This window comes from Azospirillum canadense (genome assembly GCF_025961225.1).
Taxonomy (GTDB): Bacteria; Pseudomonadota; Alphaproteobacteria; order Azospirillales; family Azospirillaceae; genus Azospirillum; species Azospirillum canadense.
Genome location: NZ_JAOQNG010000008.1, coordinates 40,035 through 56,025 on the forward strand (window position 1 = coordinate 40,035; position 15,991 = coordinate 56,025).

Genomic DNA, 15,991 nt, shown 5'->3' on the forward strand with positions numbered 1-15,991 from the left:
CATGCGCATTGCCGCTCGCCTGACCTTCGCTCTATCCGCCGCTGCCGGTGTCCTCATCGCCGCCGCCGGGCACGCCGACCAGGGGGGCATTGCCCCCGAGCAGATCGAGACTTTCATCGCCGCGTTCGTGTACCTGATCCGCGCCACGCAGAGTGGCGGCCCCTGGGTCATGGGCCTCGCGGTGCTCGGCATGGGGGCCAACATCGCGTGGCTGATCTACTGGCTCCCGCACATCGTCAAGCCACTGGCTTCAGCCGTCTCCATGGTTCGCCGGGGCTCGACCGAGCGGGAGTTGGAGTTGGAGCAGAAGTTGGCCGAGGCGGACCGGAAGATCGCCCAGATGGAAGCCGATGTCAGATCCCTTCAGCACCAGGTGGAGGAGCAGGCAACGCTTTTGCGCGAGATCACGAAATACGTTGATCCCAAGAAGCTCGACCCGGACATCCTCGCTCGACTGTTCGGCGGTCCCACGACCGCACACGCGGTGTCCTGATCCGGGGATCAGGCGGCGTGCTGGTGCGTGGCCGCATCGTATCCGGCGCAGGCCAACGCAATGGTCCGCGGGATCTCCTTGTCGCCGCTTCGGTAGTAGGCGACGAGGCGGCGGCCGATGCCCAGCTCGTCGGCAGCTCGGTCAAGGCTCAGGCCGTGCCGCTCCATCCACGCGCGGAACCGCTCAGCGCTCCAGTGATCGTAGGTGGCCATGATGGCGTAATGCTCGACCAAGGTGGCGGGCATCTCGATTGGGCCACGGCTTGTGTCCCAACGAATGACGTTTCCATTGTCGATCAAAGAGCCGGTCGCAAAGAAGCCGGAATCCATGAGCGGGGCGAACTCGCGGAAATGGTGGACCGCGTTGCCCAGATCCACCGTCTCTTCCCGGCCGGCGCGCGGGCCTTCCGCCCAGGTGACGAGGACGGTGTGATCGCCAAGGTGGCGGAGCGACGCGATGACCGGCATCGGATCGCCCACGGTCACGTAGTCGGTGTCAGCGCTCATTGAGACGGCTCCACTCGGACAGCAGGTTATCAATGTTGGCGCGAGCCCACGCGATGGCCTCTTCCAGATCCCGACGATGCGCCTTGCCGCGCATGACGGTCAGAGTGTCGAGACGGACCATCGCATTGGAGTTCGGGCCGCGAAGGTGAAAGTGCGGAGGAACGTGATCGCCGGCGAACATCTGAACCTTGCTGTTGGACAGTTCGATGATCGTCGGCATTTGCGTTCCCCGTTTCGATGAGTGCATCATATGCACTTTTTACCGCCTGGTCAAGACGAAAAGTGCATGAGGTGCACTGTTGTGGTCTGGGGCTGACGCGGGCGCGTCCCTGCTACAGCGCAGGTCAGGTTGCATGGCCAAGAGTGCCGTGCTACACATGCTATGGTGCTTCGATTTGTGCGGGCGCCTCGGAAAGCCGGGGCGCCCGCTTCGCGTTTATGGGTCCGCTCATGGACTTCTCCGCCCTCGCCATCTCAATCGCTATTGGCTTCCACGGAACGCCCGCGACCTATACGCCCCCGGCGGGTGCTCCGGTCGCCTGTTCCGTAGTGCAGCACCAGGGCAATATGCGCAGCAACACCACCAACACGCTGCGCTTCGGCAGCGATGTGGAGGTGTGGCGGGAAAACGTGTCGTTCGACATTCCGGTGTCGGACATTCCCGCCCCGATGGTCGGTGGCGTGATCGCGCTCGATGGTGGGGCGAGCTACACGATCCAGGCGCCGCCGGTGCGCCGCGACCCGGCTCGGCTCATCTGGACGTGTGACTGTTCGTTTGGAATACCGGTGGTGTTCCGGTCGCTGCTCGGATCCGGTGCATCGCAGAACCCACCCACGCACCAAGGCTTGGCGATCGCGGCGGCGGCCACGGCGGGCGCCGGCGTGATTGCGGTCAAGAGCGCGTGGCTGGTTGGGCAAATCCGCCCCGGCGACACGCTGGCCGTCGGCGGCGTGGCGTACACGGTTTTGAACGCGGTGCAGGCTTCGGGCAACCAGGTGGCGGGCATCCAGATCACGCCGACGCTCGTGACACCGGTTGCCGTTGGCGATGCCGTAACCCCCACCTGGGCGCGCGACTTCGTCGTGCGCTCCGGGGTCACGGGCTACCAGTCTCACGAGGTGACCGGGAACGTTCAGATTGGCGATTTGCGCATCATCATTCTGCGCGAGATGCTGGTCGCCGCCGGGTTCCCCGGCCAGCCGTCGTTGACGGATGTCGTGATCCCGTATGCGGCGCCCTGGATCATCAAGAACATCACGCCGATCATGCAGGGCAATTCGCCGTTGCTCTACGAGATCCAGGCGAGGGGCAACGGCTGATGGCGGCCATCGACGATGGCGCCGTACGCGCCGCCCTGGAAGGCGTCCTGCAAGCGGCAGCCTCGGCCTTGCCGCCGATCACGGGCGAGAACGTCACCTTCCAGCCGGCAACCAACGCCCCCGCGCTCCGGACGCGTCTGTTCCGCCATCCCAAGCGTCGGTATGCGGGCTTCACCGCCCTCGACGGCTTCTTGCACATTGAAGTGTGGACGCCGGCCAACGTTGAGGCGGGCCCGGCGGAAGCGATCGCGGCCCAGGTCGAAGCGCTGTTCGCTCCGTACGCGGAGGCCGATGAGGCGATCAGCGGGCTCGTTCACGTCCAGGATGTCGCCATTCTGACGGGCGGCCCAGACGACACCGATGCCTTCTGGGTCGTGCCCGTCCAAGTCGATTGGTGGGTCGCGCAGTAGCGCACCCTGAGGCTCCGCATCATCCAGTTTCGTCGCCGCCCGGCATGCTGCCGTGGCGGCTTTTTCACATGGAGAAAGCCCCATGGCAACCCTGAGTGTTCAATCCATCAGCGAGGTCGGCGCCGCACTGACCTACGCCGCCGCTGCGGCCGGCGGCGATGCGTTCCCCAACGCCGACGACCGCACCTTCTTGCACGTGAAGAACGGCGGCGGGTCCTCCGTCACCGTGACCATCACGGCGCAGACCACGACCGCCACGGTTCCCGGCCTCGGCGTCATGACCAAGGCCAACCGCACGGTTGCCATTCCCGCCGGGGACGACCGTCTGATCGGCCCCTTCCCGCAGAAGGCCTTCAACAACAGCAGCAACCAGGTGGCGGTCGGCTACTCCGCGGTGACGAGCGTCTCCGTCGCGGTGGTCCGCGTGCCGGCCCAGTAAGGCAGGAGTGACAAGACCATGAGCGTTTCAATTCAGGCGAAGGCCGGTCGCCAGTTCACGATCAAGGTGAGCGACGGCGCCGCGACCCCGACCTTCCTGACCATCGGCGGCCTGCGGGATACCAGCATGCAGCTCAACGGCGGTGCGGTCGACATCACCAACGTCGCCTCAAACGGCTGGCGTGAGTACCTGCCGGGCGGTGGCGTCAAGGAGTTGTCGGTCTCCGGTTCGGGCATCTTCGACAGCCTCACGCCGGGCGCCCGCAAGGTGTGGGACGCCGCGATGGCGCAGGACGCCTCGGGCTATCTGGAGATGCAGCTGATCTCCGGCCACGGTGACTCGTTCGTCGGCACCTTTGTCGTGGACTCCTACAGCCGCAAGGGCGGCAACGAGGCCGAGACCTTCGACATCTCGCTGAAGTCCTCCGGCCCGCCGACCTACATCCCGGCGCCGTAATCCCGCTACCCTGACCCGGACCAGGACCCTCGTTGGCCGTCAGGCCGACCACCCGCGCGAGGTGCGGGCGGCGGAGCGTCCGGGATGCGCCCCGCCGCCCTTTCGCGATCCCATCCCCGTCTATCTCGGAGACATCCCGTGAGTTCACCCATTTCCGCGAAGGATCTGTACAGGTTCGATCCCGCCGTGGACCGCATCGCCAAAGCCCGCGACGCCCTTGCGGACGCCGAGCGCGCCGTCGACGAGGCGGCCATTGAGGCGGACCGCGCCACCAGTGAACAGGATAAGGCTGAGAAGGCCGAGGCGCTGAAGGCGAAGCGCGAGACCGTAGAGGTCTTGACCGGCTTCGTCACGCGGGCCGAGCGCGCTATGGCGGAGCGGAAATCCAAGCCAGTGTACCTGCTGCGCGTGCCTACGCCGCGCACGCGGGCCGCAATGGCGGAGGAGGCCATGCGCTTGCCGGTGGCGCCGAGCGATCGCGCGATGTTCGCCGCGATCAAAGCTGCCGGAACGGAAGCCGGCCTCATCCCCACCGATGATCCAGATCTGGCGGCCGTCGAAAAGGCGTTGCGCGAAAGCGGGGGTGGCGTTCCCGACAATCTGCTCGGTCTGTTCGAGGGGTTGCACGATCGGGTGTCCGACCATCCCAAGGTCCGCGAGGTCCACGTGGCCCGCATGCGCGCGCAGAACGCGCTGTCGCTGCTCACCGTCCGCTTCTACCTGAAGGGAATCGAAGGACTGCCAGGCGCCGAGACCTTCGAGATCAAGCATGGCTTGGCGACCGAAGAGTCTCTCGACATCCTGCCGCCGGACGAGATGGCCGCGATCGAACAGAAGATCGCCGAACTCGGCACCCTGCGGGGGCGGGAGGGAAACTTCTCCGGCTCGCTGTCGCCGTCGCAGTCGAGCCGGACGCCTTCGCCGACGGAGTGATCGGGCCTTGGGAGGTTGGCGACGTGATCTACCTCGCCAACCCCCGTCGGATGGTGCCGCGCTGGGCCTGGGAGATGGTGAGGCTGTGGCGCCTGTTCCAAGGCGGCATGAGCTTAGGTTTCATGCCGGAGATGGCTGGCGCCATGGACCAGTCCAGCAAAATGCTGGACGCGTTCAGCGTCATGTCGGCGTTCGAAGCCGAAATGAAGGACGAGGGCGACCAGACCCGGTGGACGAAGAAGCAGGTGCGGGAAACGCGGGAAGCCATCGCCAAGGCGAAGGAGCTGTATCCCGACGGTCTCGCGACCGGTCCTCTGCTGGAAGCAACGCTGAAGTCCCGGCGCAGAGCGTAAACGGATGGCCATCGATCCCGCGCTCCGCTCCTTCGTCAAGGGGACCTATGGCAACAGCCAGGGCCTCCAGGCGTTCGAGCGCTCCGTTCAGCTGGCGTTTGACGGAGCAGAAGCGGAAATCCAGCGGCTCCTGGTCGCGCGCGTGAAGGAAGAGCTGGCGCGCGCGCTTGGGGAATCACAGCCGTCACACGTCGACCAATGGATCGACGGCGTCAAAGGCGTGCCGATCGAGGCGATCGCCGCCGGTGGCGTGGCCTATTTCCGCTTCGGCTATTCCGGTGTGATCGCCGCTGAGGCGCTCAACCTGCTGGAAACCGCTTCTCCCTGGAAATCGGGCCGGTACGCTGAAAGCCACATCGTCCTAGCTGACGGATCCGAGATCGCGGGTCCGGAGGCGATTCAAGAGGGCCAGGTGATCACCATCACCAACAAGGTCTTCTACGCGGGCCGGATCGAGGCCGGGAAAAAACGAAGCGGAGAGCCATGGTCCGCAAAGGCGCCTTTGGGCGTCTACCGGCCGGTGGCCGAGTACCTGCGGCGCCGCTGGGCGCGGTTCGCCACCGTCCAGTTTGCATGGCGCGAGTTCACGGGCATGGAGCAGGGGTTCCGCCGGCCCGCGCTGACCATTACGCCAAAATGGCAAAGTGAGCGGAATGGCTAGGGCCGGAGTCCAGCCGCAAATGGGTACGTCGAAAACGTCACAATGTTCCCTTTTTGTTCAAGCGCAAGCCTTGACGTCAAGAGGAAAGTTGGGCATATATGGTCGTGCCAAGTCGCCCCCAGCGACCCGAACTGTCACCAGCGTGGTGTGCGTGCTCGACATGCGTCGAGATAGGGTCTGGGGGCGCACCTCTCCTCTACTTAAATCGCCAAATATCAGAGACCTTGGGGCGCAAAGCGCGCAGCCACCGATCCGAATCCTCTCGGTTTGTTCGATGTGATCTGGCGATCGCACCGGCACACATGTCCGCCAGTTGCAGCAATGGATCTGCGGTGGAATCCTTGAACCGGACGGCGCGCAGCTTGCCAGGCCCCATCTCTCGCCGCAAACGTGTATTAAGCTTATTGCGGAACTCTCGATCTCCAGAGCCGTCGATGATGACCTTAGCGTCCTGCAGAACGCCGCCATCGTGTGTCATCATCTGCGCCACAAAAAACTCGTAAAACCGTTCCTTGTCGGCTCTGATCCGCGGAGAGTAGATGACGTTCTTCTCCACCACAATTGCGCGAACAGAAAACGGCAGGTTGCGGACGGCCTGGAAAAAGGCGTCCCTTCGCTCGTAATCACATTTATTGAACTTAAACTCCGGAGCACAGCGGAGGTCGATTAGCAGCTTCCGCATAGCGATCTCCGTCCTTTGCGCGTCCTCATCGGTCCGGAAGATGACCATTGCGGCCACAAACACCGGGGTCGATCCCTTCTCAGTCTTGAAGCCGGGATCACCACTTTCGTCAATGAACACCAGCATGGCTCACAGTCCCGAAGAAAAAGCGCCGTGGGAGGTCTGTTGACCACGCGTTGAATGAAGACCGAGCGTTGCATCCCCGAACGGAGGTGCAAAAGCCGCGCATACTGGGCTTGCCATCTGGGCGCAGGCCTCACACGGCTCGCAATCCGCTTCTTTGGTCCTCTGAGTCATCCAGGCATCGGTGTTGTTGTGGTGGGTGGCAATCGCATTGCTGGGACTGTATGTTGGTGCGCATCCTAGTCCCATCATTTGGGGTAGGCAACCCCTCCAACCAGATATTGTATGCTTGACGACGGCCCATCTCCTAGATATGGCGCGCCGAGTACAACGTTCCCCGAGTGACAAGCCGTAGACCCCTTCGCGTCACTTTGTGCCCAGAGCGCGTCAATGCACGGAAGTGGTCGGCGCACACCTCCAGGCGCGGCGGCCCGGCGTTAGCACCTCATATAGCGATGGGGGTCGAAACTGGTCATCTCCTGCTTTTGCAGGAAGTCGAGCGCAAGTTATTTGGTGGGAGTGAGTTCGTCGTTCATCACTCTTTTGCCCTGATCAGGATCCGCGGCATCCGCCATTCCAATGTCGGAGCCATCATCAGCGCCTACGGCGCCAGATGGGATGCTAACCGCTCAATCTGGGAGAGGTCCTGGAGCGGCTCATAGTCCACAGAGGCGATGGCCTTGATCGCTTCGCCCGCCGGGAGAGTCGCGGTGTCTACGGAAAGTGGTCGTGTGGCCACTTCGACGGGGCGGCCACTCGCCAGAGCGGCTTCGACCACCGCTTTCACCTCGCCCATACGTGGCCGATGGTCCGGTCGATAGACCAACGGGGCGCGATCAACCAATACAAGCCCGGCAGCGCCTTTGGTCAGTGCGCCAAGGCTGTGATTGTAGTTGCCTTTGCGGGCGTGCGGTGCCGTTCGGTCGCGGTTGACGGGGGTTATAAAAAGTCTGGCAGCTTGAAGATTCTCTTGATGCAAGAGTTCTTGCAGGAGTTGGGACGTAGCTGATGTCGTGTCGAGGTCTGGGCGCGCGAGATCGATCTCCCCGAGGCGTCCGGCCTCGACGCGGTTCCCCATGGCGCACGCATCAATAAGGACGAAGGGCGGGTTCCCGAGGATCACATCCCATTTCGGCTCTGCCCCCTGTTGTTCTTCGAAAAACTTCTGAGCGTGGAATAGCATCCCGCCCGATCCTGCTGCCGGATCGACGACAAGGTTTTGCTGGTCGTGCCCATGACCGGAAAAATGGAGGATATGGGAGATCACCTCGCGCGGGGTAAAAAACTGGCCAAATTTGGATGCCGCGGCCTTGCTCAGCCGAACGCCGGGCCCTTCACCATCGCCGTCTATAAAGCGGACGCCAGCATCTTCCAGGGCTCGCTGAAGTGCAACGAGAGTGCTGACCCGAGGAGCCGAAACGCCCCTTTCAATGTTGTTCAGAGTCGCCAGGGACACGCCAGCAGCGGCAGCCAAAGATGCCTGCTTCATGTTCAGCAACGCGCGCGCGGCACGGATCTGGGCAGCGGTGATCATGCCCTACTTATACACCAATCGAGGCCCTCACACGATCAAAATAGGTGCTACACGTATTTTCTGGCTTGTGAGCGACCGAAAATAGGCGTTACACCTAGTCCCGTCGAATCGACGCCTAGGAGCGCACCCGATGGATTGCGATGGATGTAACTGGCGCAGAGCAGCAGTATATTGGCAGACTGCGGCCCCCGTGGTCGGGACTGGAGCACTCAGCCATGACGCCGTTGCCATGTCCGCGCACCCGGACGCAAGGCTATTCGCGGCATGGTCTGGCTACGTAGAAGCCTCTAATGCCATTGGCGCTGGCGTAAACTTCAATGGATTGAGCGACGAGGAGCTCGAACCGCAGGTTCGCGTGGCGCGGGGCTATGGCGAGGTTATCGAAAACACACCAGCGAAAACGCCCAGGGGAATGGCGTTGAAGCTCCGGTATCGATTCGCCGTGAACTGCCTCAGCATCGCCGCGTTCAACGCTGCGGTCCACGGGGCGGACATGCACGAGGAGTTCCTGTCGGATCCAGCTGATGAGATGTTGTGGCGCATGATCGGCGAAGCCGAGCGCATGGACGCTGTGACTTGACCTTGCCGGCAACGAAGAGCGCGCCCCTCAATTGACAGCCTTGTGACACTCACCTTGAGCGTGACAGGCGGAGCGGGGCATGGTACATAGGTTATGGTGGCGCTTCGGGTGTCCGCGTGGCTTCCGCACTCATCATTTGAGCGACTCTTAGCATCGCCGGAATCCGTCTGTGCTGTGTTGATAACCGCGCGACACGCACGTTTTGGTCGTGTCAGCCGACATGCCAACACTTTCGACCACCGCTGTCCCGACGAAAAGCAGCATCGCAGCCAACACGACACCCAAGCAATTCTAACGACGCCAGCCAAAATAACCTCTTGGTAGAGGAGGGCATGGTGGCTCGCGTTTTGTGATCTATCGGATTTTGAGTGAGTGTCCCTAGGGCGCCCGGCATGCCGTGCGCCCTTCTCGTATTCGGAGCGCGCCCATGGCCATTGAATCTCGCCTTCTCGATCTTACGGTGTCGTCCGAAGGCGTGCGGGCGGGTGTTGCTCAGGCGCAATCGCTTCTCGCCTCACTCACGTCTGATCTGGGCAAGGCGCAGGTCGCAGCTGCCGAGACGAACATTAAGGTTCGGGATGCCGGTGTCGGCATCGGGCGCGCGTTTGCCAGCGTCACGAAGGACCTGCTCCCCGCCGCTGATGGGTTGACGAAGATCGCCCGCCAGATCGATGCCGTCGGTCAGGCTCAGACGCGTGGCGCGGCGAGCCACAAGCAAGCGGCCGACATGATCAACCGGCTGACGGGAAGCCTGTCCGAGGCTGAGCGTGAGGTGGTAGGCCTCATCCAAGCGTCCGGGCAAACGGAAAGGGCGCTTGAGTCCTCGTTCAAGAAGGGGACGCTGTCCGCTGCCGATTACAAGGCGAAGGTGCTGGAGGCGCGTGAAGCAACCTACCAGCAGGTCGCCGCGCTCCAGGACGTGATCGACGCCCAAGAGCGATCCGCAAAAGCGGCCGCGGGCCTCGACGCCCTGCGCCGGCAGTACGATGCGACCTACGCCGAGATCCGCCGCTACGGCGAGGCGATGACAAGCGCGAAGGCGGTTCTGGACGCCGTCAACGCTTCGGAAAACGAGCGCGCCCGCATCCTGAAGTCCGTCTCGGACGCCTATGATCCTGCGATCAAGGCCTCCAATGCCCGCGCCGCCGCCTTGCAGAAGGAGCAGGAGGCCCAGGCTGCCCTCATGGCCTCGTATCGGGAGCAGGCGGCTCTTGCCCGGTCCCAGACCGAAGGCCAAGCGATGTGGAACACCTACGCCGGGGTTCAGGCTGCGCCGACCGGTTCTGCAGCGGTTTCGGCCGCGGTCTTCCAGGAAGCCGCCGCCGCTGAAAAAGCGGCGATTGCGCGGAGCTTGCGACGCGACGCAATCGACGCTGAGACGCGCGCGATGGAGCAGCAGGCTAAAGTCGACGCTGCCGCCGCGCTGCGGGAAGAGGCGCAGGCCCTAGACGCCCTGAAAGCGCGCGTTGACCCAGCTGCCGCAGCGCTCCGGCGTCTCGACGAGGATAAGGCCAAGCTCGACGCCGCCTTCGCGGCCGGGAAATTGACCGGTGGAAAAGCAGAATACGATGACCTCACGGCCGCGATCAGTCGCAATCGGGCGATGATCGAGGCCTCGACGGTCAGTCAAAAAGGGATGACCAATGCCCTTGGTCTGACACGAGCGCAGATGGCGGCGCTGTCGCCACAGATCAACGACATCGTGTCCGGCCTCATCATGGGCCAGCCGCCCATGATGATCTTTGCGCAACAATCCGGCCAGGTCGTCCAGGCTCTACAAGCCGGCGGCGCCGAGATGCCGGCATTCGCCGCCGGCACGTTGGCCATCGCCGCTGGGTTCGCCGCTCTTGCGGCGGGATACGCGGGCGTCATCTACGCAGTCCACAGCTATCGTTCCGAGGTCAAGGAGGTGGAGCGCGTCAACGCGCTTGTCGGTCAGTCGGTCGGCATGACGACGTCGGGGCTGCTGAAACAGGCTGAAGGAATCGGCAACGCCGCGGGCATTTCCACGGCGAGCGCCCGAGCTATCCAGAACGCCTACCTCGGGACGGGAAAAATCGGGGGCACAGTCCTCACGGAGTTGGCAGCCACCACCAGAGGCTGGGCACTGGCAACCGGCCAGGATCTGGACGCCGCCCGCGATGATCTAGCCAGGTTGTTTGCCGACCCGACGCGGGCTGTTGACGAACTGACGGCGAAGTATGGGGCGTTCGATGATGCCCAGCGGCAACTGATAAAAAACTACCAGGCTCAAGGCAATCTGGAACGTGCTCAAGCCCTTCTCCTCCAGGGGATTGAGGATCGAGCCAAAGGCGCGGCCGAGCGCATGTCGGCTCTCGGAAAGGCATGGGAGTGGATCAAGAAGCAGGCTAACGATGGAGTCGAATGGGTCGGCGAAAACGCCGGAGAACCGTCTCGGCAGAAGCGCATCGAAATGCTGCAACTGCGCCAGACCAACGGCATCTATCTGACGAGTGGCCTGCGTCAGGATGATGCGGATGAGTTGGCCGCGCTCCAGCAGCTTGAACAGGATGACGCGATCCAGGCATGGGCAAGCAAGGTTCGCGCCGAGTTCGTTCGCCTGTCGAATGCTACCGGTGATTTCGCGAGGTCCATCGACCCGGCTCTTGCTGCGTCCACGAACCTGACCAACGCTGAAAAGCTACTCGACAAGGCTGTTTCGGAAAACGTCATCACTCGTGGAGAAGCGTCGCGCCTGATGGGTTTGTACCGGGAGCAGCTGAGTTCGGCGGCCGGGGCTATGGCGGATCTCCAGCGTCAAGCCGCCGCCTTTAACGCCCCCGCCGGCTTCGAGCGACGTTTTGCGCAAGTGGTGAACCAAGCCTCGAATAACGGGAAGGAGCCACTACCGGCAACCGGCCCGACCAGCGCAACAGAACTACGCAGCGGCTTGGTCGATGTGGCTGTTGGCGAGGTGCGCGATCAGGTGGCACTGGTCCAGCGTCAGGCGACCGCGCAGCAGCTTCTGGCCGGGGCGATCACCGACACCGCGCGGGCCCAGGCCCAGGCGCGCGGGCAGTTTGCCGAGGTGATCGCCCAGTACCCCGATCTCGACGCGAAAACCGCGTCAGCTGCCCTTACCACCAAAAACTTCGGCGTGTTCTTGAAGACCCTGCCGCAGCCGTTGCAGGATCTTTGGAAGCAGATGAACGCGAGCGCGGAAGCCCAGGTCGCGGGTAGCATCAATCAGGCGACCGTCCAGATGCGGTTGCAGTCCGAGGCCGCCGACCGTCTGGCCGAGGCTGCGGGGAAGGGCGAAGCGGCGCAGAGGCGCGCGAACATCGAAAACCAAGTGGCGGCGGCCTCGCTCCATGGCCTCGCCGGAGCCACGCGCGCCGCGCTGGAGGCGCAGGAAGCCGCCGCACGCCGCCAAATCCACGCGGATTTCGCAGCCCAGATCAACCTCGACGTAGCTGCGAACCAGCGCCTTGTCACTGGCATGCAGCAAGGTGTTGCCGCTTGGCGGTCCGCCGAGATCTACAATAAGGCGGTGGCCCAGGCTATGCGGGAAGTCCCGCCAGAATACGATGCGGCGGGCAATGCAACTGGTCGGTTTTCGAAGGCGATTGCGGACAATGTCGCGAAGTTGAAAGAGCAACAAAGCGCAGCCGATGGGGTCAACCTTTCCACCTATACCCAGCAGGTCGAAAGCCAAGGCCGCAAGCTGGCGCTCGACCGCAGTCTAATCGGGGCAACGCCGGAGCAGGAGGCTGTGGCCCGGGCGCGGTTCGAGGCCGACGAGTGGCTCCGGTCGCAAAAACTTTCCTACGCGTCGCTCAACGACGACCAAAAGCGGCAATACGACAACATTCTGAAGATCGCTGAGGCCAACGCGAAGGCGGGCGTCGAGATTCAGCGATGGACGCAGTACGGCGAGGTCTTCACCAACGCCTTCGACCGCGTGGGCGATGCTCTGACCCAAGCCTTCACCCAGGGTGGCGCCTCGGCCGTGAGCTTCCGCTCGGTGGTGTCGGGCGTCCTGGCCAGCATTGCCACAGATCTGCTGAAAATCACCGCCATCACGCCGTTCAAGAACTGGGCGCTCGGCGGCATCAGCAGCCTGCTCGGCTTTGCCACGGGAAGCGCCGGTGGCGCCGACCCGCTTGCCGGCTGGCAGTCCTCGGCACAGGCCGCCGGTGACGCCGTGATGCAGCTTTATGCCCCGACCCGCCACACCGGCGGCTTGGTGGACATGTCCGGCGCGGGACGGTGGGTGAATTCTGCCGTCTTCGATGGTGCTCGCCGCTACCACACCGGCGGTGTTGCCGGTCTCGCCCCTGACGAGGTGCCGGCCATCCTGCGGCGCGACGAGGAGGTCATCACCGAAAGCGACCCGCGGCACCGGTTCAACAGTGGGGTCCGCGCCCCGGCCAACGAGAACTCCGGCAGCGTCACGATCAATATGCCGATCACCGTCAACGGTTCGGCTGGCTCCCAGGAGCAAAACGCCGACCTCGCCAAGCAGATCGGTCGTGAGGTGCAGAGCCAGGTGGACGCGCGTGTCCTCGCGGTGCTCCGTCAGCAGTCCCGCAACGGCGGCATGCTCAGCCCAGCGGCATAAGGGACGGAGCCATGCCCCTTCAGACCTTCTCTCCTCCGCGGGCTCCAAGCTTTCAGAGCCAGAAGTCCGTTCAGCCGCGCATCCTGAAGGCGTCGTTCGGCGACGGCTACACCCAGCGGACTGCGGACGGCCTCAACACGATGCCGCAGTCGTGGGATCTCCGGTGGGACGCCCTACGCGCGACGGATGCGGACGCGATCGAGGCCTTCTTCGTCGCGACCGGTGGCTACAAAGCGTTCTGGTGGACGCCGTTCGACCAAGGCAGCCCGCAACCGCTGAAGTTCATCGTCGAGAGCTGGACGAAAGCGCCCGTCGGCACACGGGTCTATTCGGTCAGCGCGAAGCTCACCCAAGTCTTCGACCTCTAAGGCCCCCGACATGACAACACCGACCCTGCCGCCGGCTCTTGCAGCCGAGGCGCACTCCGACGCGCCCGATCCCATCGTCACGCTGTATGACCTCGACACTGCTGTCTATGGCGGCGGCACCTACCATTTCACGGACAACTCCGGCAATGGTGCCCCGATCAAGTGGCGCGGCAACGACTATCAGCCCTTCGACCTGGAGTCCGAGGGATGGGAATGGTCCGGACGCGGCCCGCTTCCGACACCGCGCCTGCGCCTGACCAACGCCAACATGCTGCTGTCATCGCTGATCGCCACGTACGATGACCTGATTGGCTGCCGGGTGACGCGGTGGCGGACCATGGCTCGCTTCCTCGACACCGGCGCGACACCGAGTCCTGGCGATCATTTCCCGCCAGACGTGTACGTCATCGAACGCAAGGCCGTGCAGACCAAGCAGGTTGTCGAGTTCGAGTTGTCGGCTGCGCTCGACCAGCAGGGGCGCATGCTGCCGGGGCGCCAAGTCATCCGGGATAGCTGCACGCACACTTATCGGCGCTGGAACAGTCTGACCGGCGGTTTCGACTACAGTAAGGCAAGCTGCCCCTTCGCCGAGACCGGCGCCGGCTGCTACTTCGACCGCCTTGGCAACCCCGTGACCGACCCGAGCCAGGACGTCTGCGGCAAGCGGCTGAGCGACTGTCGGCTGCGCTTCAACCGCTACGGCTTCCTGTTCACCCGCGCCTTCCCCGGCGCCGGACGCGTGAGGGGCTCATGATCCTCGACCCCGCTGTCATTTCCGCGGCCAAGGCGCACGCCGTCGCCGAGCACCCGCGCGAGAGCTGCGGCCTGGTCACAGCCGCCGGTTACGTGCCGTGCCGCAACGTGCACCCCGATCCGCTCGACCACTTCGAGATCGCGCCGGAGGAGTTGCTACGCGACGACGTCCGCGCCGTCCTGCACTCCCACATCGCGGAGCGACACGACCCCTGGCCGAGCCAGGGCGACATGGGGCAGCAGATCGCGATGGACGTGCCGTGGGGCATCATCGTGACCGACGGCGTCGGGGCGCTGGATCCGATCCTGTGGGGCGACTTCCTGCTCGACACGCCACTGGTCGGCCGCCCCTTTGTGCACGGCGTCACCGACTGCTACGCGCTGATCCGCGCCTACTACCATCAGGAGCGCGGCGTCACCCTGCCCGACCATGCCCGGACTTACGAATGGTGGACGGCGGGCGAGAACCACTACCTCGACCATTTCGCCCGTCACGGCTTCCGCGTCATCGATGCCGGGGAGGCGCGGCCGGGCGATGGCTTCCTTGCCCAGGTCCTGAGCCCGGTGCCGAACCACGCCGGCGTGCTGATCGAGGACGGCCTGGTGCTTCACCACCTCGACCGCCGCCTGTCGCGCCGCGAACCCGCCTTTCCGTGGAAGCGGCACATCACCCACTGGATGAGGCTTGAGGCATGACGACCATCGTTCTGCATGGCCGCCTGCGTCGTGAGTTTGGCGGCCCCTTCGTCCTGCAGGTCTGCTCGGCCGCCGAGGCGGCGCGTATGCTAATCGCCCAGGTGCCCGGCTTTCGCGCTGCGCTTCGCGAGGGCTACTACCGCATCGTCTACGGTCCCAAGGCGGCGGTGAAGCGCGGACGCACGATGGGGGGATACGAGATCGGCGAGTCCGATCTGACCCTGCGCACCGGAGCCGAGGCGATCCACTTCGTCCCGGTCGCGGCCGGCGCCGGGCGCGGCGCGGGCAAGACGATTCTTGGCGCCGTGATCGCTGTAGTCGCGGTTGTTGCGGCGGTATACACCGGCGGCGCCTCGCTGAGCGCGCTCGGAGGCTCCATCGCTGGCACCGGCATCACCTATGGCTCGGTCGCTCTGTTCGGCATTTCGATGATGGTCGGCGGCATCTCACAGATGCTTTCGCCGATGCCCAAGGCGCCAAACGCCACCGAAACAGACAAGACGAACAGCTACCTACTCGGCGGGCAGCTCAACATTTACGAGCAGGGCGGCCCGGTGCCGCTGGTCTACGGACGCTATCGCGTCGGCACGACGTTGGTCTCGGCGGGCCTCGATACCGCGATCATCATGGGCGGCGGCCCGGTCGGCACGCCGGCCGAGGGCGGCAGCGCCGGTGGCGACAGCCTGCCGACCATGGAGACGCCGGGCCCGGTCGACACCGATCGGCCGACGTACGGCCCGATCGTGCTGAAGCCCTCGGCCTCCGTCGTGACAGGCTTCCGCCTCTATTCGATCAGCAACGGCACCCTCACCAAAGCCGACGGTTCGCAGGTCGCGGCCGGCGAGGTGCTGACGCTTGATCAGGGGGCCGCCGGCCTGACCTTCACCGGCGCCGGCACCGTGGTCGACGGCTACTGGCCGAGGCCGCCGCGCTTCACAGTGCAGCAGATGGCCGGCGGCTCCCCCTATGGCGGTGAGGCGACCTTCGGCTCGACCGGCTCCTTCATCAGCAGCAGCGACGGCAGCGTGGGCGGCGGCTCGGCGGTCGGCGCCCCCGACAACGATGGTGGCCCTGGCCACTCCGGCGGAATGTGGTGAGTCCG

18 protein-coding genes are annotated in these 15,991 nt (G+C 64.3%); 14 read left to right on the forward strand and 4 right to left on the reverse strand.

Annotated elements, in window-relative coordinates; translation table 11 throughout:
• Position 1: 1 nt before the first annotated feature.
• Positions 2–493 (forward strand): hypothetical protein, encoded by a 492-nt coding sequence (locus M2351_RS34065; protein WP_264660457.1) that lies wholly within the window; start codon positions 2–4, stop codon positions 491–493.
• An 8-nt stretch (positions 494–501) separates the two neighbouring features.
• Here M2351_RS34065 and M2351_RS34070 read toward each other — a convergent pair whose 3' ends face one another.
• Together M2351_RS34070 and M2351_RS34075 are read right to left on the reverse strand one after the other, a co-directional pair.
• Positions 502–999, reverse strand: coding sequence for a helix-turn-helix domain-containing protein (locus M2351_RS34070; protein WP_264660458.1), 498 nt, complete (start codon positions 997–999; stop codon positions 502–504).
• A complete protein-coding gene (locus tag M2351_RS34075; RefSeq protein ID WP_264660459.1) occupies positions 989–1,219 on the reverse strand; it encodes a DUF4160 domain-containing protein in 231 nt (76 codons plus the stop codon). Before M2351_RS34075 ends, M2351_RS34070 begins: the two co-directional genes overlap by 11 nt.
• A 230-nt stretch (positions 1,220–1,449) precedes the next feature.
• Between M2351_RS34075 and M2351_RS34080 the strand changes: the two genes are divergently transcribed.
• The 7 genes from M2351_RS34080 (at position 1,450) to M2351_RS34110 (ending at position 5,571) form a co-directional block, all read left to right on the forward strand.
• The gene (locus tag M2351_RS34080) at positions 1,450–2,319 is read left to right on the forward strand and encodes a head-tail joining protein (protein WP_264660460.1); all 870 of its coding nucleotides are present in this window, start codon (positions 1,450–1,452) and stop codon (positions 2,317–2,319) included.
• A complete protein-coding gene (locus M2351_RS34085; protein WP_264660461.1) occupies positions 2,319–2,729 on the forward strand; it encodes a DUF4128 domain-containing protein in 411 nt (136 codons plus the stop codon). The genes M2351_RS34080 and M2351_RS34085 overlap by 1 nt, the downstream gene beginning before the upstream one ends.
• A gap of 82 nt (positions 2,730–2,811) precedes the next feature.
• Entirely contained in the window at positions 2,812–3,168 is a 357-nt protein-coding gene (locus tag M2351_RS34090) for a hypothetical protein (RefSeq protein WP_264660462.1), read from the forward strand.
• 18 nt (positions 3,169–3,186) lie between these two features.
• Entirely contained in the window at positions 3,187–3,624 is a 438-nt protein-coding gene (locus M2351_RS34095) for a phage tail tube protein (protein WP_264660463.1), read from the forward strand.
• 186 nt (positions 3,625–3,810) lie between these two features.
• Positions 3,811–4,557 (forward strand): hypothetical protein, encoded by a 747-nt coding sequence (locus M2351_RS34100; protein WP_264660464.1) that lies wholly within the window; start codon positions 3,811–3,813, stop codon positions 4,555–4,557.
• A 23-nt stretch (positions 4,558–4,580) separates the two neighbouring features.
• Positions 4,581–4,910, forward strand: coding sequence for a hypothetical protein (locus tag M2351_RS34105; protein ID WP_264660465.1), 330 nt, complete (start codon positions 4,581–4,583; stop codon positions 4,908–4,910).
• A 4-nt stretch (positions 4,911–4,914) separates the two neighbouring features.
• Positions 4,915–5,571 (forward strand): helix-turn-helix domain-containing protein, encoded by a 657-nt coding sequence (locus M2351_RS34110; RefSeq protein WP_264660466.1) that lies wholly within the window; start codon positions 4,915–4,917, stop codon positions 5,569–5,571.
• A 196-nt stretch (positions 5,572–5,767) separates the two neighbouring features.
• On the opposite strand, the gene M2351_RS34115 is transcribed toward M2351_RS34110, so the two are convergent.
• A complete protein-coding gene (locus M2351_RS34115) occupies positions 5,768–6,379 on the reverse strand; it encodes a DUF3800 domain-containing protein (protein WP_264660467.1) in 612 nt (203 codons plus the stop codon).
• A 598-nt stretch (positions 6,380–6,977) separates the two neighbouring features.
• Positions 6,978–7,910 carry a helix-turn-helix domain-containing protein gene (locus M2351_RS34120; RefSeq protein ID WP_264660468.1) on the reverse strand — a complete coding sequence of 311 codons (933 nt, stop codon included), beginning with the start codon at positions 7,908–7,910 and terminating at the stop codon, positions 6,978–6,980.
• Positions 7,911–8,139: 229 nt separating this feature from the next.
• On the opposite strand from M2351_RS34120, the gene M2351_RS34125 reads away from it, so the two are divergent.
• From M2351_RS34125 to M2351_RS34150, 6 genes are all read left to right on the forward strand, one after another.
• Positions 8,140–8,490, forward strand: a complete 351-nt coding sequence (locus M2351_RS34125) for a hypothetical protein (protein ID WP_264660469.1) — start codon at positions 8,140–8,142, stop codon at positions 8,488–8,490.
• Positions 8,491–8,917: 427 nt separating this feature from the next.
• The gene (locus M2351_RS34130; RefSeq protein WP_264660470.1) at positions 8,918–13,072 is read left to right on the forward strand and encodes a phage tail length tape measure family protein; all 4,155 of its coding nucleotides are present in this window, start codon (positions 8,918–8,920) and stop codon (positions 13,070–13,072) included.
• An 11-nt stretch (positions 13,073–13,083) separates the two neighbouring features.
• Complete coding sequence (locus M2351_RS34135; RefSeq protein WP_264660471.1) at positions 13,084–13,440, forward strand: phage tail protein; 357 nt, start codon at positions 13,084–13,086, stop codon at positions 13,438–13,440.
• A 10-nt stretch (positions 13,441–13,450) separates the two neighbouring features.
• Complete coding sequence (locus M2351_RS34140) at positions 13,451–14,194, forward strand: phage minor tail protein L (RefSeq protein WP_264660472.1); 744 nt, start codon at positions 13,451–13,453, stop codon at positions 14,192–14,194.
• Positions 14,191–14,889, forward strand: a complete 699-nt coding sequence (locus M2351_RS34145; RefSeq protein ID WP_264660473.1) for an NlpC/P60 family protein — start codon at positions 14,191–14,193, stop codon at positions 14,887–14,889. Before M2351_RS34140 ends, M2351_RS34145 begins: the two co-directional genes overlap by 4 nt.
• A complete protein-coding gene (locus tag M2351_RS34150; protein WP_264660474.1) occupies positions 14,886–15,986 on the forward strand; it encodes a tail assembly protein in 1,101 nt (366 codons plus the stop codon). Before M2351_RS34145 ends, M2351_RS34150 begins: the two co-directional genes overlap by 4 nt.
• The last annotated feature ends 5 nt before the right edge of the window (positions 15,987–15,991 follow it).